Origin of the sequence: Rhodopseudomonas sp. WA056, assembly GCF_010906995.1 — a bacterium.
In the GTDB taxonomy this organism is placed as follows: domain Bacteria; phylum Pseudomonadota; class Alphaproteobacteria; order Rhizobiales; family Xanthobacteraceae; genus Rhodopseudomonas; species Rhodopseudomonas palustris_G.
On the sequence record NZ_QPFS01000054.1, the window covers coordinates 12,811 to 30,613 of the forward strand.

Annotated in this window: 17 protein-coding genes and 1 pseudogene; 11 read left to right on the forward strand and 7 right to left on the reverse strand. The window is 66.9% G+C overall.

Annotation, left to right across the window (positions count from 1 at the left end; genetic code table 11):
- Positions 1-8 precede the first annotated feature (8 nt).
- From pyrG to tpiA, 3 genes are all read right to left on the reverse strand, one after another.
- Entirely contained in the window at positions 9-1,640 is a 1,632-nt protein-coding gene (gene pyrG / locus DU475_RS12625; RefSeq protein ID WP_047307852.1) for a CTP synthase, read from the reverse strand.
- Between the two features lie 166 nt (positions 1,641-1,806).
- Complete coding sequence (gene secG / locus DU475_RS12630; RefSeq protein ID WP_013502325.1) at positions 1,807-2,214, reverse strand: preprotein translocase subunit SecG; 408 nt, start codon at positions 2,212-2,214, stop codon at positions 1,807-1,809.
- A 174-nt stretch (positions 2,215-2,388) separates the two neighbouring features.
- A complete protein-coding gene (gene tpiA, locus DU475_RS12635) occupies positions 2,389-3,165 on the reverse strand; it encodes a triose-phosphate isomerase (RefSeq protein ID WP_142882782.1) in 777 nt (258 codons plus the stop codon).
- Between the two features lie 255 nt (positions 3,166-3,420).
- Here tpiA and DU475_RS12640 point away from each other — a divergent pair, with 255 nt between their 5' ends.
- The 5 genes from DU475_RS12640 to DU475_RS12660 all read left to right on the forward strand — a co-directional run bounded on the left by DU475_RS12640 (position 3,421) and on the right by DU475_RS12660 (position 10,449).
- Complete coding sequence (locus DU475_RS12640; RefSeq protein ID WP_013502323.1) at positions 3,421-5,322, forward strand: peptidylprolyl isomerase; 1,902 nt, start codon at positions 3,421-3,423, stop codon at positions 5,320-5,322.
- Between the two features lie 36 nt (positions 5,323-5,358).
- Positions 5,359-6,375 (forward strand): anthranilate phosphoribosyltransferase, encoded by a 1,017-nt coding sequence (gene trpD, locus DU475_RS12645; RefSeq protein WP_013502322.1) that lies wholly within the window; start codon positions 5,359-5,361, stop codon positions 6,373-6,375.
- A gap of 138 nt (positions 6,376-6,513) precedes the next feature.
- The gene (trpC, locus tag DU475_RS12650; RefSeq protein ID WP_142882784.1) at positions 6,514-7,311 is read left to right on the forward strand and encodes an indole-3-glycerol phosphate synthase TrpC; all 798 of its coding nucleotides are present in this window, start codon (positions 6,514-6,516) and stop codon (positions 7,309-7,311) included.
- 8 nt (positions 7,312-7,319) lie between these two features.
- A complete protein-coding gene (gene moaC / locus DU475_RS12655) occupies positions 7,320-7,853 on the forward strand; it encodes a cyclic pyranopterin monophosphate synthase MoaC (RefSeq protein WP_164632335.1) in 534 nt (177 codons plus the stop codon).
- Positions 7,854-7,890: 37 nt separating this feature from the next.
- Positions 7,891-10,449, forward strand: a complete 2,559-nt coding sequence (locus tag DU475_RS12660; protein WP_164632336.1) for a cation-translocating P-type ATPase — start codon at positions 7,891-7,893, stop codon at positions 10,447-10,449.
- 126 nt (positions 10,450-10,575) lie between these two features.
- Here DU475_RS12660 and DU475_RS12665 read toward each other — a convergent pair whose 3' ends face one another.
- A complete protein-coding gene (locus tag DU475_RS12665) occupies positions 10,576-11,082 on the reverse strand; it encodes a hypothetical protein (protein ID WP_502706847.1) in 507 nt (168 codons plus the stop codon).
- Between the two features lie 209 nt (positions 11,083-11,291).
- Between DU475_RS12665 and DU475_RS12670 the strand changes: the two genes are divergently transcribed.
- The gene (locus tag DU475_RS12670; RefSeq protein ID WP_142882788.1) at positions 11,292-11,792 is read left to right on the forward strand and encodes an Hsp20/alpha crystallin family protein; all 501 of its coding nucleotides are present in this window, start codon (positions 11,292-11,294) and stop codon (positions 11,790-11,792) included.
- A 158-nt stretch (positions 11,793-11,950) separates the two neighbouring features.
- Entirely contained in the window at positions 11,951-12,199 is a 249-nt protein-coding gene (locus tag DU475_RS12675) for a PilZ domain-containing protein (RefSeq protein WP_013502316.1), read from the forward strand.
- 33 nt (positions 12,200-12,232) lie between these two features.
- On the opposite strand, the gene DU475_RS12680 is transcribed toward DU475_RS12675, so the two are convergent.
- Positions 12,233-13,087 carry an OmpA/MotB family protein gene (locus tag DU475_RS12680; RefSeq protein WP_013502315.1) on the reverse strand — a complete coding sequence of 285 codons (855 nt, stop codon included), beginning with the start codon at positions 13,085-13,087 and terminating at the stop codon, positions 12,233-12,235.
- A gap of 253 nt (positions 13,088-13,340) precedes the next feature.
- On the opposite strand from DU475_RS12680, the gene DU475_RS12685 reads away from it, so the two are divergent.
- Positions 13,341-13,967 (forward strand): HAD family hydrolase, encoded by a 627-nt coding sequence (locus tag DU475_RS12685; RefSeq protein WP_013502314.1) that lies wholly within the window; start codon positions 13,341-13,343, stop codon positions 13,965-13,967.
- A 38-nt stretch (positions 13,968-14,005) separates the two neighbouring features.
- On the forward strand, positions 14,006-14,497 hold the full coding sequence (locus DU475_RS12690; RefSeq protein WP_164632337.1) for an acyl-CoA thioesterase: 492 nt from the start codon (positions 14,006-14,008) through the stop codon (positions 14,495-14,497).
- Positions 14,498-14,511: 14 nt separating this feature from the next.
- On the opposite strand, the gene DU475_RS12695 is transcribed toward DU475_RS12690, so the two are convergent.
- Positions 14,512-14,847 carry a hypothetical protein gene (locus DU475_RS12695; protein ID WP_013502312.1) on the reverse strand — a complete coding sequence of 112 codons (336 nt, stop codon included), beginning with the start codon at positions 14,845-14,847 and terminating at the stop codon, positions 14,512-14,514.
- A gap of 197 nt (positions 14,848-15,044) precedes the next feature.
- On the opposite strand from DU475_RS12695, the gene DU475_RS12700 reads away from it, so the two are divergent.
- Positions 15,045-16,256, forward strand: coding sequence for a molybdopterin molybdotransferase MoeA (locus DU475_RS12700; RefSeq protein ID WP_164632338.1), 1,212 nt, complete (start codon positions 15,045-15,047; stop codon positions 16,254-16,256).
- A gap of 175 nt (positions 16,257-16,431) precedes the next feature.
- The gene (gene lexA / locus DU475_RS12705; RefSeq protein WP_164632339.1) at positions 16,432-17,142 is read left to right on the forward strand and encodes a transcriptional repressor LexA; all 711 of its coding nucleotides are present in this window, start codon (positions 16,432-16,434) and stop codon (positions 17,140-17,142) included.
- A 68-nt stretch (positions 17,143-17,210) separates the two neighbouring features.
- On the opposite strand, the pseudogene DU475_RS12710 reads toward lexA, so the two are convergent.
- A pseudogene (locus DU475_RS12710) lies at positions 17,211-17,803 on the reverse strand (ComEC/Rec2 family competence protein); the annotation flags it as partial.

The window sequence follows — 17,803 nt, forward strand, 5'->3', positions numbered from 1 at the left end:
CTTCGCTCTTACACCAGCCGGCTCTGCACCAGCGCGGCTTCGACGAACGAGGCGAACAGCGGGTGCGGGTCGAACGGGCGCGACTTCAGTTCGGGGTGGAACTGGACGCCGATGAACCAGGGATGATCCTCGTATTCGACGATCTCCGGCAGCACGCCGTCCGGCGACATCCCTGAGAACTTGAGGCCGTGCTGTTCGAGCCGGTCCTTGTAGGCGGTGTTGACCTCGTAGCGGTGGCGGTGGCGCTCGGAGATCTCGGTGGCGCCGCCATAAACCTGTGACACCCGGCTGCCGCGCTTCAGCGCCGCCGGATAGGCGCCGAGCCGCATCGTGCCGCCGAGATCGCCGGCCTGGCTGCGCTTCTCCAGCTCGTTGCCGCGCACCCATTCGGTCATCAGGCCGACCAGCGGCTCCGGCGTCGGGCCGAATTCCGTCGAATTCGCCTGCTCGATGCCGGCGAGGTTTCGCGCTGCCTCGATCACCGCCATCTGCATGCCGAAGCAGATGCCGAAATACGGCACATGGCGCTCGCGCGCGAACTGCGCCGCCCTGATCTTGCCCTCGGCTCCGCGCTGTCCGAAGCCGCCCGGCACCAGGATGCCGTTGACATGCTCGAGGAACGGCGCCGGATCCTCGTTCTCGAACACCTCGCTCTCGATCCAGTCGAGATTGACCTTGACCTTGTTGGCGATGCCTCCGTGGCTGAGCGCCTCGATCAGCGACTTGTAGGCGTCTTTCATCCCGGTGTACTTGCCGACGATGGCGATCGTCACTGCGCCTTCGGGATTGCGGATGCGCTCGTTGATCTCGTGCCAGCGCGCGAGCTGCGGCGGCTCCTTGGCGGCAATCGCGAACGCCGCCAGCACTTCGTCGTCGAGCCCGGCGGCATGATACGCCTCCGGCACCGCATAGATGCTGTCGGCGTCGCGCGCCTCGATCACCGCGCTTTCGCGGACGTTGCAGAACAGCCCGAGCTTGCGCCGCTCCTCCTTCGGGATCGGCCGGTCGGTGCGGCACAGCAGGATGTCCGGCTGGATGCCGATCGAGCGTAGCTCCTTGACCGAATGCTGGGTCGGCTTGGTCTTCAGTTCGCCGGCGCTCGGGATGTACGGCAGCAGCGTCAGGTGAATGTAGATCACGTCGCCGCGCGGCAGATCGTTCTTGATCTGGCGGATCGCCTCGAAGAACGGCAGGCCCTCGATGTCCCCGACGGTGCCGCCGATCTCGACCAGCACGAAGTCGTAGCCGTCGTTGTCGCTGACGATGAAATCCTTGATCGCGTTGGTGACGTGCGGAACCACCTGGATGGTGGCGCCGAGATAGTCGCCGCGGCGTTCCTTGGTCAGAATGTCCTGATAGATCCGGCCGGTCGTGATGTTGTCCTGCTTGGTCGCAGGCCGGCCGGTGAAGCGTTCATAGTGGCCGAGATCGAGGTCGGTCTCGGCGCCGTCGTCGGTCACGAACACTTCGCCGTGCTGATACGGCGACATCGTTCCGGGATCGAGGTTGAGATAGGGATCGAGCTTGCGAAGGCGGACCTTGTAGCCTCGCGCCTGCAGCAGGGCGCCAAGCGCCGCCGATGCCAGACCCTTGCCGAGCGAGGAAACCACGCCGCCGGTGATGAAGATATACCGCGCCATGGGACTTTACCTTTAAGGCCCTCGGTCCGATTCGCCAAAACGATTCGTACCCCTCGGGCAGTTTGACAGATGCCTGTGGGTGACGCTGAAAGATCAGCTATTTCAGACGATTGCTGAAGGGATCTCAGATCAGAGGCGAGATCCCGTCAGCGCATGCCGGCAATGCTTATTGCGACTGCGGCGGGGTCGGCGCCGCGGGCGCTGCCGGTGCCGCCGGCTGCTGGTTCTGCTGCTGATCGGTCTGCCGGAGCGTGTCGAGCAGGCCGCCGCCTTGAGATACCGGCGGTGCGGGCTGACCCGGAACCTGCTGCTGAATCGGCGCCGTCGGCAGAATCGTCGTCGGCTTCCGATTGTAGCTCGCCAGCCAGGTGAGCAGCAGGCTGGTGATGAAGAAGCCGACCGCCAGAATCGCCGTGGTGCGGGTCAGAAGATTGGCGGTGCCGCGGCTCGACATGAAACCGCCACCGCCACCGCCGCCGACGCCCAGGCCACCGCCCTCGGACTTCTGCAGAAGCACCACGCCGATCAGGCCCAGCACCAACATCAGGTGAATGACGATAATGACAGTCTGCATCGTACCCTTCCATCGCAAGCCAACGCCGCCGAATGGCCGACAGGCGCCGGCAGGCGCTGCTCGACAGGCTTGCGGGATAAATGAAGTCGCGCGGTGTCTACACGATCGCGCGGGGATTTGTCACCCCCGCATGGTTCCAGAAACGCCGCAGCAGGACCGCTTGGCGCGGCTTAGTTAGGGACAGCCGGCAGCAATCGCAAGGAAATCCGACGCCTTCAGGCTCGCGCCGCCGATCAGGGCGCCGTTGACGTGCGGCACCGCCAGCAATTCGCGGGCGTTCGAGGGCTTCACCGAGCCGCCGTACAAAATCCGCATCGTCTCCCCGGCGGCGCCGAACCGTTCGCTCAGGGTCTGGCGGATAAAGCCATGAACCTGCTCGACATCGGCCGTCGTCGGGGTGCGGCCGGTGCCGATCGCCCAGACCGGCTCGTAGGCCACCACCAGGTTCGCCGCGGTGGCGCCGTCCGGCAGCGACCCGGCCAGCATCCCGGCCACCACATCGAGGGTGTGGCCGGCGTCACGCTCGCCCTGAGTCTCGCCGACGCAAACGATCGCCACCAGCCCCGCACGCCACACCGCCTGCGCCTTGGCACGAACGATCGCGTCGGTCTCGGCATGGTCGGCGCGGCGCTCGGAATGGCCGACGATGATCGCCGCGGCGCCGGCATCGGCCAGCATCTCGGCGGCGATGTCGCCGGTATGCGCGCCGGACACGTTGGCATGGCAGTCCTGGCCGCCGATCGCGAACGGCAGCGCCTTGCCGCCGTGCGCTTCCGCGACTCGCGCCGCGAAGCTCGCCACCAGCGTCGCCGGCGGACAGACCAAAAGATCGATGCCCTGGGGCAGCTCACCGGCGCCCTTCAGCATCGCATCAAGCTCGGCGACGGAATCCTTCAGGCCGTTCATCTTCCAGTTTCCAGCAATCAGCGGACGAACGGCGGGGACCGGCATGAGCACTCTCGCAATAAAGGGTTGAACCGTTCCGCTAGCAGAGCCTATTGCGAGACTCAAGGAGACGTGAACGCCTTCGCTGCGGCGATCCGCAGCAGGAGCTTTGCAACACGATGGCATCTGGGAGCTTCGCGCCCAGGCCGCGGTTGCGACCTCATAGGCCGCACTTTATGATGGATTTTCAAGCCGGCGACGCTAATTTGCCCACCCGCGCCGATCCGCGCAGCCGGTTCCCTCCTGATAAAAAGTGACTCCATGCTCCGAGGAATACGCAACGCCTCATCCAACTGGTTTGGCAAGACCATCATGATCGCCGTGATGGGCCTGCTGATCGTCAGCTTCGGGATCTGGGGCATTGCCGACGTGTTCCGCGGATTCGGCCGCGCCACGCTCGCCAAGATCGGTGGCACCGAGATTTCCACCGAGCAGTTCCGGCAGACCTACAATGACCGCCTGCAGCAGATCGGCCGTCAGCTCGGCCGGCCACTGACGCCGGATCAGGCGCGGGCGATCGGCATCGACCGCCAGGTGCTGCAGCAGACCATCGCCGAAGCCGCGCTCGACGAAGATGCGCGCCGGCTCGGCCTCGGCCAGTCCGATGCCGATACGATGAAGTCGATCCTTGAAGATCCGAATTTCAAGGGCGCCAACGGCCAGTTCGACGCCGGCCGGTTCCAGCAATTGATCCGCCAGTTCGGCTTCACCGAACAGCGCTACCTCGCCGAACAGCGCCGCGTCGCGCTGCGCCGCCAGATCGCCGGCACCATCACGGCCGGCCTCGAGCCGCCGAAGACGCTGTTGCAGGCGCTGAGCCAGTTTCAGAACGAAGAGCGGGCGATCGATTACCTGAAGCTGACCGACGCGCAGGCCGGCACGATCGAGGCCCCCTCGCCCGCCGACCTCGCCGCGTTCTATGACTCCCACAAGGCGCAGTTCCGCGCCCCCGAATATCGCAAGATCTCGTTCCTGGTGGTGACGCCGGAGTCGATCGGGAAATGGACCGAGGTGTCCGACGCCGACGCTCGGAAGCTGTTCGACCAGCGCAAGGACAGACTGTCGACGCCGGAGAAGCGGCAGATCCTGCAAATCGTTTTCCCGAACGCCGAAGAGGCGCAGGCCGCCCGCGCCAAGATCGCCAGCGGCACCAGCTTCGCCGATCTCGCCCAGGAGCGCGGCGTCAAATCGGCAGATCTCGACCTCGGCCTGGTCAGCCAGTCGGAAATGCTCGATCCGAAGGTCGCTGCTGCAGCGTTCGCTCTGCCGCTGAACGAGGTCAGCCAGCCGGTGCAGGGCCAGTTCGGCACCGTGCTGCTCGAAGTCACCAAGATCGAGCCCGGCAAGCAGCCGGATTACGCCAGCGTGGCGGCCAACCTGAAGCGCGAACTCGCCCAGGAACGCGCCCGCAAGCAGGTGCAGGAGCTGCACGACAAGATCGAGGACGCGCGCGGCGGCGGCTCCAGCGTGAGCGAGGCGGCCAGCCAGCTCGGCCTTGCCGCGGTGACGGTCGAGGCGATCGACCGCTCCGGCCGCGGACCGGACGGCGCGCCGGTGACGACAATCCCGCAAGGGCTCGAGCTCGCCACCGCCGCCTTCAACAGCGAGCCAGGCGTCGACAACGACGCCATCAGCTACCAGAACGGCTATGTCTGGTATGACATCGTCGGCGTGACGCCGTCGCGCGAGCGAGCGCTCGACGAGGTCAAGGACAAGGTCGAGGCCGGCTGGCGCGCCGAGCAGATCACCGAGCGCCTGCGCAAGCTCGCGGTCGAGCTGGTGCAGAAGCTGGACGGCGGCGGCAAGCTCGCCGATGTCGCGCCGGCCGGTGTCGCCGTGCAGAGCGCCACCGGGATCAAGCGCGAAGGCGCCGACGCCGGGTTGCCGGGCACGGTGGTCGACGCGGTCTTCCGCACAGCCAAGGACGCTGCCGGCCAGGTTCAGGGCAGCAGCGGCACCGAATGGTACGTGTTCCGCGTCACCGGCGACACGGTGACGACGGCCGACGTCAACGCGCCGCAGATGCAGCAGTTGAAGGACAACCTGGTGCAGCGGCTGCGCGACGAAGAGGTCGGCCAGTACATCGCCTGGCTGGAGAAGGACATCGGCACCAAGGTCAATCAGGAAGCGGTGGCGCAGGCAACGGGGGCGGCGGCCAACTGACGGCGTGACGCCGCGGTCCGGTCGCCGAAGGGGACAATGGTTGATTTCAAATCGATTATCGCAAAGGTCGCCACCGGCGCGACGCTGACCCGCGAGGAAGCCACTGACGCTTTCGACGCGATGATGTCCGGCGACGCCACGCCGTCGCAGATGGGCGCGCTGCTGATGGGCCTCAGGGTCCGCGGCGAAACCATCGACGAGATCACCGGCGCGGTGACGACGATGCGGGCCAAGATGCTGCCGGTCACAGCGCCGGCAGAGGCGGTCGACATCGTCGGCACCGGCGGCGACGGCTCCGGGTCGGTCAACGTCTCGACCTGCGCTTCATTCGTCGTTGCCGGCTGCGGCGTGCCGGTCGCCAAACATGGCAATCGCGCATTGTCGTCGAAGTCCGGCGCCGCCGACGTGCTCGCGGCACTCGGCGTCAAGATCGACATCACACCCGAACAGGTCGGCCGCTGCGTCGGTGAAGCCGGCATCGGCTTCATGTTCGCGCCGACCCATCATCCGGCGATGAAGAACGTCGGCCCGACCCGGGTCGAACTCGCCACCCGCACCATCTTCAACCTGCTCGGACCGCTGTCCAACCCGGCCGGCGTCAAGCGCCAGATGATCGGCGTCTTCTCGCGGCAATGGGTGCAGCCTCTGGCCCAGGTTCTGAAGAACCTCGGCTCCGAAGCGGTCTGGGTGGTGCACGGCTCCGACGGCCTCGACGAGATCACGCTGTCCGGCCCGACGGCGGTCGCGGAACTGAAGAACGGCGAGATCACCACGTTCGAGATCACCCCGGAGGATGCCGGGCTGCCCCGCGCCGGGGCGGATGCGCTGAAGGGCGGCGACGCCGAAGCCAATGCGGTGGCGCTGCGCGCGGTGCTGGAAGGCATGCCGGGGCCGTATCGCGACGTCGCCCTGCTCAACGCTGCGGCCACCTTGATCGTCGCCGGCCGGGCCAGGGATCTGAAGGAAGGCGTCGCGCTCGGAGCCCAGGCGATCGACAGCGGCGCGGCGGAAGCGCGGCTGAAGAAGCTGATCGCGGTCTCCGCGGCGGCCTGAAGTACAAGTTGCCGTCATGCCCGGGCTTGTCCCGGGCATCCACGCCTTGGGGCCGGCGCAACGGTGAAGGCGTGGATGGCCGGGACAAGCCCGGCCATGACGAGAAAATGATCCGATCAAGCAGTAGGTAGCAGAGCCGTGTCCGACATCCTGACCAAGATCGAAGCCTACAAGCGCGAGGAGATCGCGGCCGCCAAGCGCGAGCGTCCGCTCGCCGCGATCGAGGCGATCGCCCGCGAGGCGTCGCCGCCGCGCGGCTTCGTCAAGGCGCTGCGCGCCAAGCACGCGGCCGGCGACTACGGGCTGATCGCCGAGATCAAGAAGGCGTCACCCTCGAAAGGGCTGATCCGCGCCGACTTCGATCCGCCGGCGCTGGCCAAAGCCTATGAAGCCGGCGGCGCGGCCTGCCTGTCGGTGCTGACCGACACGCCGTCATTCCAGGGCAGCCTCGATTATCTCGTCGCCGCGCGCGCCGCTGTTTCGCTGCCGGCACTGCGCAAGGATTTCATGTACGACACCTATCAGGTGGTCGAGGCCCGTGCCCACGGCGCCGATTGCATCCTGATCATCATGGCGGCGCTCGACGACGCCGCAGCCAAGGACATCGAGGACGCCGCATTCGATCTCGGCATGGATGTGCTGCTCGAAGTCCACAATGCGCCCGAACTCGAGCGCGCGCTGAAGCTGCGGTCGCCGATGGTCGGCGTCAACAACCGCAATCTGCGTACCTTCGAAGTGACGCTGGCGACCAGCGAGGCGCTGGCGCCCTTGATCCCAAGCGACCGCCTGATGGTCGGCGAAAGCGGCATCTTCACGCCCGACGATCTCGCCCGCCTCGCCCGCGTCGGGATGTCGACCTTCCTGGTCGGCGAAAGCCTGATGCGGCAGCAGGACGTCACCGCCGCCACCCGCGCGCTGCTGACGCGCGCGGCCTGAGGCGAAGCATGGCAAAGACGGCGAAGTCGAAATCCAGGCCAGAAGCGGCGGCGCCTGCCGCCCTCACCCATATCGGCGCCAGCGGCGAGGCGCGAATGGTGGATGTGTCGGAAAAACCCGCCACCGAACGCGTCGCGGTCGCGGAAGGCCGCGTGGTGATGAAGAAGGCGACGCTGGAGCTGATCCTCAGCGGCGACGCCAAGAAGGGCGACGTGCTCGGCACCGCGCGCGTCGCCGGGATCATGGCGGCCAAGCGCACTGCCGAGCTGATCCCGCTGTGCCATCCGCTGGCGCTGTCCAAGGTCACGCTCGACATCACGCCGGACGCCAAACTCCCCGGCTGCATCGTCCGCGCCACCGTCAAGGTCACCGGACCGACCGGCGTCGAGATGGAAGCGCTGACCGCGGTGTCGGTGGCGTGCCTGACGATCTACGACATGATCAAGGCCGCCGAACGCGGCGTCCGGATCGAAGGCATTCATCTGCTCGCCAAGACCGGCGGCAAATCCGGCGACTACGTCGCGAGCGCGAGCAGGAAATGAGCTAACATCGGCGGGCCCTCGAACGTCAGGTTCTCCGATGCCCGCCGACCTCGCCTCCCCGTCCGACGCCATCTCCGGCCTCAGCGAGCGCGAAGCCGCGACGCGACTGGCGAGCGAAGGCTACAACGAGTTGCCTAGCCCCGACCGCCGCACGCTGCTCGGCATCGTGCTGGAGGTGGTGCGCGAGCCGATGCTGGCGCTGCTGCTCGGCGGCGGCGTGGTCTACATGGCGCTCGGCGATCTCAAGGAAGCGATCATCCTGCTGATCTTCGCCACGCTGTCGGTGGTGATCACGGTGGTGCAGGAAGCCCGCACCGAACGCGTGCTGGAGACGCTGCGCGATCTCACCAGCCCGCGGGCGCTGGTGATCCGCGACGGGGCACGCAAGCGGATCGCCGGGCGCGAGGTGGCGCGCGGTGACATCATCGTGTTGTCCGAAGGCGACCGCATCGCCGCCGACGCGATTCTGCTCCAGGCCGAGGATCTGCTCGTCGACGAATCGCTGCTGACCGGCGAATCGGTGCCGGTTCGTAAGCTGGCGCGAGACGAGACCGGCGGCACCGCGCCGCGTCGCCCCGGCGGCGACGATCAGCCCAACGTGTATTCCGGCGCGCTGGTGGTGCGCGGCGGCGGCCTTGCCGAAGTGATCGCGACCGGCCCGCGCAGCGAAATCGGCAAGATCGGCCAGGCGCTCGGCTCGATGCAGCCCGAAGCGCCGCGTCTACAGCGGCAGACCCGCAGGCTGGTTCGTACCTTCGGTCTGATCGCCGGCGCCTTCACGCTGCTGGTCGTGATCCTCTACGGCACGTTGCGCGACGGCTGGCTCGATGCGGTGCTGGCCGGGATCACCGTCGGCATGTCGATGCTGCCGGAAGAATTCCCCGTGGTGCTGACGGTGTTCATGGCGATGGGCGCGTGGCGGATTTCGCAGGCCCGCGTACTGACCCGGCGCGCCGCCGCGATCGAAGCGCTCGGCTCCGCCACCGTGCTGTGTACTGACAAGACCGGAACCCTGACCGAGAACCGGATGTCGGTCGCGGAGCTGCGGCTCGTCTCGGGCGAGGTGTTTCGGCCGCGCGACGGCGGCGCGTTGCCGGAAGAATTCCGATCGCTGCTGGAGACCGGCCTGCTCGCCGCCGCGCCCGATCCGTTCGATCCGATGGACCTCGCGCTGCACCGCCTCGCCGGCGATCATCTGCGCAGCGGCAATGGCGCACGCAGCCTCGTCCACGCCTACGGGCTGCGCCGCGACCTGCTGGCGATCACGCAGGTCTGGCGTGACCCCGACGACGCCAGCAACTACGTGGTGGCGGCGAAAGGCGCGCCAGAGGCGATCGCGCGAATGAGCGGCCTCGACGAGGCCGCGGTGGCGGCGCTGGCACGCACCGTCGATGCGATGGCGACCGAGGGGCTACGCGTGCTCGGCGTCGCCCGCGCCTCGCATCCGGGAGAGGATTGGCCTGAAACCCAGCTCGGCTTCCGCTTCGACTTCCTCGGCCTCGTCGGCCTCGCCGACCCGCTGCGGGATTCGGTGCCGGCCGCCGTCGCCGACTGTCGCGCGGCCGGCATTCGCGTCGTGATGATCACCGGCGACTATCCTGCAACCGCGCAGGCGATCGCCCGCCAGGCCGGGATCGATGCGCAAGCCTGCGTCACCGGCGAGGAGATCGCCAAGCTCGACGACGCCGCGCTCGCCGAGCGCCTGCGCAGCGTCACCGTGTTCGCGCGGATCATGCCGGAGCAGAAGCTGCGGATCGTCGAGGCGCTGAAAGCCGATGGCGAGGTGGTGGCGATGACCGGCGACGGCGTCAACGATGCGCCGTCGCTGAAAGCAGCGCATATCGGCATCGCAATGGGTGGCCGCGGCACCGACGTCGCGCGCGAAGCTTCCGCCATCGTACTGCTCGACGACGACTTCGCCTCGATCGTCAAGGCGATCCGGCTCGGCCGGCGGATCTACGATAATCTGGTCAAGGCGATGGGCTTCATCTTCGCGGTCCACGTGCCGATCGCCGGGCTGGCGTTGCTGCCGCTGCTGTTCGGGTTGCCGATCCTGCTCGGACCGATCCACATCGCGTTCCTGGAGATGATCATCGATCCGGTGTGCTCGATCGTGTTCGAGGCTGAGACGGCCGAGGACGACGCGATGCGCCGCCCGCCGCGCGATCCGGAACAGCCGCTGTTCAGCCGGGCGCTGATCGTGTGGGGCATGCTGCAGGGCTTGTTGGTGTTTGTGCTGGTCGCCGGCGTATTCGTCATCGGTCAATCGCGGGCGATGCCCGACACCGAGCTGCGCGCGCTGACCTTCTTCGCACTGGTTTTGAGTTTCGTCGGACTGATCTTCGTCAACCGCTCGTTCAGCGCCTCGCTGCTGACGGCGCTGCGCCGTCCGAATGCGATGCTGGCGGGAATGCTCGGCATCGTCGCGGTGGTGCTGGTTGCGAGCCTGGCATGGCCATGGCTGCGCGATCTGTTCCGGTTCGGCCCGCTGCATCCGGACGATCTCGGCCTCACGGCAGCCGCGGCGCTGGCGGTGCTGATCGTGCTGGAACTGATCAAGCCGCTGTGGCGGCGGATGATGCGGCAACCGGGATAGCGGCGGCCGCCGCATCAAGCATGCGCCTCGGCGTGCTACGCAAATGCGTAGTCCGCCGCCTGCCGGTCGATCACAAACCGGCTGGTGTTGGCGCAATCATCGCAACGATAGATGTGGCGCTCGAATTCAACTCTGCGCCCGACCGGCCGTGGCTCGACACGCGCGAGCCGCATGGTCGCGCCGCACTCCGGGCAACGGGACGGATCGAAACTGGTTGAAGCGTTGCGCCAGACCATGATGTCTCCTCCATGATGGCCGGTCATCGTCGGACAGATCGTGCCGAGCGGCGCGTTCGCCGCTCAGCCGGATCGCGGCGCCGCCCCTCGGCGGCGGATCGTCGTCGTCGAGCCGTTGCAGGGCGTCGAGGATCGCGCGCAGCGGCACCGGATTGCGGTGGCCGGGGGCGAGTCGCAGCCACGGCTGCTGCTCGACCGCATTGGCGTCGGACGCCCACGAGGAGAGAATGGCCCGCTTGTCCGCGGTGCTCAGCGTGTCGTCGCGCAGCACCTGGTCGGGGTGGTCATAAGCCGCCGCGGTCAGTCGACCGGACGGAACGCTGCCCGCGCCGGGCAGACAAATCGGTTCGAAGCTGGTGAATGGCATTTTGGTCCTCCCGAATTCCTCCTTCCACACCGGGACGGCCGATGATTTGGAAGCGGCGTTGCCGCTTTCAAGACCTCGCGCGAAAGAATCTTCGAACCCCTCCCACGGGACTACCTCCCTGCCCCTTGACGACGGCGCAACCGCGCCCAAATCGAAGACGCACCCGCAAGACGGGGGTGACTTCCAGATCACAACTAACAGTATCGAGGACATTCAAGACTGAGTACGAGGAGGCATCCATGAACATGCGCGACATCATCCCCTGGGGCCGGAGCAACCAACCCGCGACCCGCTCGTTCGAAGGCGACCCCTTCCTGTCGCTACACCGCGAGATGAATCGGCTGTTCGACGACGTATTCCGCGGCTTCGATTTGCCGGCCCGTGCCGGCGCCCTAACGCCGTTCAGTACCGGTTGGCCGAAACTCGAAATCACCGATGGCGACAAGCAACTGACGATCGCCGCCGAGGTACCGGGGCTGGACGAGAACGATATCGAGGTGCTGCTCGACGACGGCGTCCTGACGATCCGCGGCGAGAAGACGTCGTCGACCGAAGCCAAGGACAAGCAGTTCAGCGAGCACTTCTACGGCAAGTTCGAGCGCCGGATTCCGCTGGACGCGATGGTCGCGGACGATCAGGTCAACGCCAGCTTCAAGAACGGCGTCCTGACCATCACGCTGCCGAAGGTGGAAACGCCGCCCTCGACGGCGAAACGGATCGAGATCCGGAAGGCGAGCTGATACTAACCCGCCGTTAAGCATGGGTCGCCGTGTCCCCGCGCGGGGCACGGCGTGTCGCAAACGGCTGGCAACCGTTATCCGTCGACAACAACTCGAATTTAACAAGTCTGAGCTGCAATCGTTTCCGACGTTGCTCCAACCACGCGGAGAACCATCGCATGACTCAGCCGCGGCGATTTGCGCGTGTCCGTCCGAGCGGGCTCGTGTCCGGCAATGCCAATCTGATCGTCGGCCCCAAATTGCCGGTGATCCCCTGCCGCGTCGTCGATTACTCGGCCGGCGGCGCCTGCGTCGAGCTCAACGCCGACGCCAATCTGCCGCAGCGGTTCGAGATGCTGCACGGCGCCACCAAAAAGAAATGCCGGATGGTATGGAAGCGCGGTCGTCGGGTCGGGCTCTGCTTCTGAGCCGGCGGTCGAACAGCCCAGCCTGAGACCTCGTCAGCGCTGAAGGTCCGGCGGCAACGGCGGGTTCTCCCGCATCAGCGTGATGGTGACGCGTCGGTTCGCCGCCAGCATCGGTGCGTCAGGAAACAGCGGATCGCCGTCACCCTTCCCGACCAGCGACAATACTTGGCTGGTCGGCAGCCCCTGCTGCTTGAGGATTTCGCGCACCGCGTTGGCGCGATTGATCGACAGGCTCAGCGGATCGTCGTCATCGACCTGCATCAGCGTTGCGGCAGTATGGCCGACGATGCTGATCCGCAGCGAAGTGGCGCGCAGCGGTGCAGCGAGCCGCGCGACCAGCTTGCGTGTGCGCTCGTAAGGGATCGCCGAACCGTCCGCGAACATCGGCCGGCCGTCCTGATCGGTGAGTTCCAGGTTGAGCCCGACCGGCGTTTCCTCGAAGATCACGTTCCGCGACATTTCGGTCAGCTCGGGCACATCCTGCAGCGCCTGGCGCAGCGATGCCGAGGCCAGCGCAAATTCACGCTCGGCCTTGGCGTGCGACGCAGCGCTGCCGGAGCCGCCGGCCTCTTCCAGATGCGGCGTGTTGCTGGCCTGATCGGGCGCGACGTTGCGCTTGCTCTTGACCTGCCCCTGCACCGGCACCCCGTCGGTCTCCAGAACGCCGGCGAACCGCGAATTCTGCTGCACGCCGAAGGCTTCGCGCATCGATCCGGCGACGATCTGCATCTTGCGCAGATCCTGTGTCGAGAACGACACCAGCATGACGAAGAAACTGACCAGGAGCGCCATCAGGTCCGCGAAGGTGACGAACCAGCCGTGCCCGACGGCATGACCATCCTCCACCTTCTTCTTGCCGGACGACAGGCGTCCACCACCGCCCTTCATCGGGACGGCTCCGAAATGGTCGGGAGCTGTGACAAGACGGAACCTTCGAAGCGCATGTGCGGATCGCCGCTGATCAAATCCGGCGCCGCGACCCCGCATGTGGTGCAAGGTGATTGCAGAAAGATGCGCTTCGCAGCGACGATCGTTCTATAGGCTGCGGATTACCAAACGGTTTCGTCAGTCTATAACATTCTTTAACCAGAATACGCATCCGCTGCACGCACTGCTCACGACTCGCGAATGGGTTCTCGCTATGACCGCCGCTCTTGTCCCTGGCGCCGCCGATGCGCTGCTGTTCGATCTCGGCCGTGTGGTGATCGACTACGATCTGCGACGCACGCTGAAGGCCTGGGCGGTCGAACTCGGCAGCGATCCGCATGCGTTGATGGGCAGCCTCGCGCAGAACGATACTTTCCACCGCTACGAGACCGGGCACGTCACCGATGCGGAATTCTTCGCCGCGGTGCGGACCGCGCTCGGGCTGCAGCTCGACGACCACCAGTTGCGCGAAGGCTGGAACGCGATCTTCATCGGCGAGATGCCGGGCATCGCACCACTGCTCGATCGAGCCGCCCGGCAGCTTCCGCTGTACGCGCTGTCCAACACCAACGCCGCCCACATCGCGCATTTCTCGGAGCACTACGCCGAATTGCTGATCCACTTCCGCGAGATGTTCCTGTCCTCGCGGATCGGCATGCGCAAGCCGCACGGCGAGACCTACGATTACGTGGTCGAGGCGATCGGCATCGCGCCAGGACGGATTGTGTTCTTCGACGATCTGGCGGAAAACGTCGAAGCCGCGCGCGAGCGTGGGCTGCATGCGGTTCAGGTGCGTTCGAGCGACGACATCGCGCGCACGCTGGATCAGCTCGGATTATAAGCACACGCACCACATCGCCGATCGGACGAGACCTCACGATGACCGATGCCGCCGATCTCGCCTGGGATCATCCTCTTCCGTTCACGCTGCCGATGACGCCCGCACCCGCCGATATCGACGGGCTGAATCACACCAACAACTCGGTCTATGTGCGATGGTGCGACAGCGTCGGATGGGCGCATTCCGAAGCGCTCGGCCTGTCGCTCGCCGATTGGCAGCGGATCGATCGGGCGATGGCGATCCGCCGCGGCGAATATGATTATCTGCTGCCAAGTCATCTCGGCGACGAATTGCTGCTCGGCACCTGGATCTACGGCAGCGACGGCAAGCTGGTGATGGAGCGCCGCTTCCAGCTCATCCGCCCGCGCGACGGCGCCGTCATCATGCGCGGACGCTGGCAGCTCGTCTGCATCGAGCTGAGCAGCGGCAAGCCGCGGCGGCTGCCACCGGAATTCGCCGACGTGTATCTGCCGGTGATGATCAAGGCCGGGGACGCTGAGAACGGCGCAGCAGCGTCACCGCCGGCCTGAACTGCCGACCCCCGTTACTGCGGCGGGTTGCGGCAGTCCATCGAGTACACCAATTCGCCCTTGGCGGTGCGGCCGATCGGCTGGCACGGCACGTAGCTGCGTGCGGCCGGGACCGCCGCAGGCGCGACCGGAGCGGCGGCTGGTCTGGCCGTTTCGCCGGCGGCCGGTTCGGAGGCCGGAGCCTGCGCCACAGGCGGCTGGGGTGCGGCCCCCGGCGGGCTGTAGTCGCCAGCGTTGAAGGATGGCATCCAGCCTTTGCTGAAGTCGTGGCGCATCGAATACACCGTAACGAACCCGATCGTGCCGACCACGACCATGATCCGCAGGAACCATTTCGGGAAGTCTTCCATCCGCATGCTCCACGTCCGCTCGATGCAGAGCACGTTGGTACATGTGGATTCGACGGTTCGACAATAATGATTTCGAACGACGCGGCGCGACGCCGCGGCCGCGACGCTGATGTGGCCGGCCTTGCGCGGTCGCCACGTGCGACCTAAAGCCGGATCGTGACGCTTTGATTTGGCCTTGCCTGACAGGGAGTGACCCGATGGCCTTGATGCCGGTCGACGATGCGCTCGCCGCCGTGCTCGCGGGCGCGCGGGGCCTCGACACCGAACTGGTTGCACTCGAGGACGGCCACGGCCGGGTGCTGGCCGAAGACCTCGCCGCACTGCGGACCCAGCCACCGCAGCCGATGTCGGCGATGGACGGCTATGCGGTGCGCGCCGCCGACGTCGCAGCCCCGCCCGCGATCCTGCGGGTGATCGGCGAGATCGCAGCCGGCCGACCCGAGACGGTAGGGATCGGTGCCGGCGAGGCGCTGCGGATCTTCACCGGCGGCGTGGTGCCGGACGGCGCAGACGCGGTGGTGATCCAGGAGGACACCGAGCGCAACGGCGACCGCGTCACCGTCAACGAAGCCGTCAGGCCCGGCCGCCACATCCGCCCCGCAGGGATCGATTTTCGCGAAGGCGAGATCCTGCTGCATCGCGGCCACCGCCTCTGCGACCGTGACCTCGCGCTCGCCGCCGGCATGAATCACCCGTCGCTGCCGGTGCATCGCCGGCCGCGGCTGGCGATGCTGGCGACGGGCGACGAACTGGTGATGCCGGGAACGACGCCCGGCCCGGGTCAGATCGTCTATTCCAACGGTTACGCGCTGCGCGCCCTGGCGCACGCTGAAGGCGCCGAGGTGATCGATCTCGGCATCGCCGCCGACACGCTGGAGGCGACGCGAGCGGCGATCCGCCGAGCGCACGAGCTGGACGCCGACCTTCTGGTCACCACCGGCGGCGCCTCGGCCGGCGACCACGACCTGGTCAAAGGCGCGCTGGAGGCAGAGGGCACCGAAATCTCGTTCTGGAAGATCGCGATGCGTCCCGGCAAGCCGATGATGCACGGCCGTCTCGGAGCGATGCGGGTGATCGGCCTGCCCGGCAATCCGGTGTCGTCCTATGTCTGCGCGGTGCTGTTCATGGTGCCGTTGATCCGCGCGCTGTGCGGCATCAGCCAGCCCGGGCACGTCCGCCAGCCGGCGTTGCTCGGCGCCGACCTCTCCGCCAACGACCAGCGCGAGGACTATTTGCGCGCCACCCTGTCGATCGGCGACGACGGCCGGCCGGTCGCGACCCCGGTCGACAGCCAGGACTCCTCGCTGCTGGCGCGGCTGGCAGCGGCGCAAGCGCTGATCGTCCGGCCGGCCTTCGCGCCGGCTGCACGCGCCGGGTCGCCCTGCCTCATCGTTAAGTTATCGCTGTAGCGACCCGTGAAATCCCCGGGGTTCGATTAAGAGGTTGCGGAACACACCCCGAACAGATAGTGTCCGTTCATGATTTGTTTTCGAGATTCGAGGACGATGATGCTCGGTCCGGGCTTCTGACACGAGCCGAGACGGACTCGAACCGGCCCATCGTCGCCGAATGGGGATTTAGCCGATGCTGACGCGCAAGCAGTTTGAGCTGTTGAAATTCATCAACGAGCGGCTGAAGGAGGCCGGGGTTCCGCCATCCTTCGACGAGATGAAGGACGCGCTCGATCTGCGCTCGAAGTCGGGCATCCACCGGCTGATCACGGCGCTGGAGGAACGCGGCTTCATCCGGCGGCTTCCAAACCGTGCCCGCGCCATCGAAGTAATCAAGCTGCCCGATACCAGCGGCATGCCAGGCAACGCCCGCCGCGGATTCACCCCGAGCGTGATCGAAGGCAATCTTGGCAAGGTCCGCCCCCCGAGTCCGGTGCCGAGCGAGGATGACGGCGATCGCGGCAGCGTCGCGGTCCCGGTGATGGGCCGGATCGCGGCCGGTACCCCGATCGAGGCACTGCAGACCCGCAGCCACACCGTCAGCGTGCCGGCCGACATGCTCGGCAGCGGCGATCATTACGCGCTGGAAGTGCGCGGAGACTCGATGGTCGAGGCCGGTATCCTCGACGGCGACATGGCGCTGATCCAGAAGAACGACGTCGCCAACACCGGCGACATCGTGGTGGCGCTGATCGACGAGGAGGAAGCCACGCTGAAGCGCTTCCGCCGCCGCGGCGCGTCGATCGCGCTGGAGCCGGCCAACGCCGCCTATGAGGTCCGGATTCTGCCGCCCAATCGCGTCCGCATCCAGGGCAAGCTGATCGGACTGTACCGCAAGTACTGAGGCGACCGCTTCGAACTCAGAGCGCGCCTGCCCCGCCTTGAAGGAGGTGCCCGTCTCGGGCGGCAGCTTCAGTCGTCGCCCGCCTGATCCTGCGGCGCCGGGGTCGCATCGACCGCTGGCCGACGCGCGGAAGATCCGGTCGAGACCGCGGCATCCAGCGTCTGTGCCGCAGCAGCCCAGGGACGACTGCTACCGCTCGGCCGCGCCGGTTCGGTGACGAACTGCATTGGATCGGCGGCGCTGCGCCGCAGCGCCATCGCCCCATTGGATTGCAGTTCGTCGCGACCGATCGTGCGCGCCGCGCAGCCCGGCGGCGGCTGTCCTGCGGTCACGATCAACACCGCACGGGCGCAGTCGTCCGCGAGCCCGTCGGGGCGCAGCGACAGCGCCACCAGCCGGCCATCGGCCAGCGCTGTGACGCAGCCGTCGGAATCGCACGACACGCCGGCGCGCAGCGACGCCGCGTCCGGGGGCCGGGCGTCGGCATCGGCGGCGAGCCATTCCTTCAGCCGGAACGCGTCCGCTCCGCTCTGCATCAGATGCAGCCGACCGTCGGCACCACGCACCGCCACCTGCTTGCCATCGCCCGCGATCAGCACCTCCGGCTGCGGCGTCAGCGCCGCCCAGCCGATCGCTGCAATCAGCCCGAGCAACCCGCCCC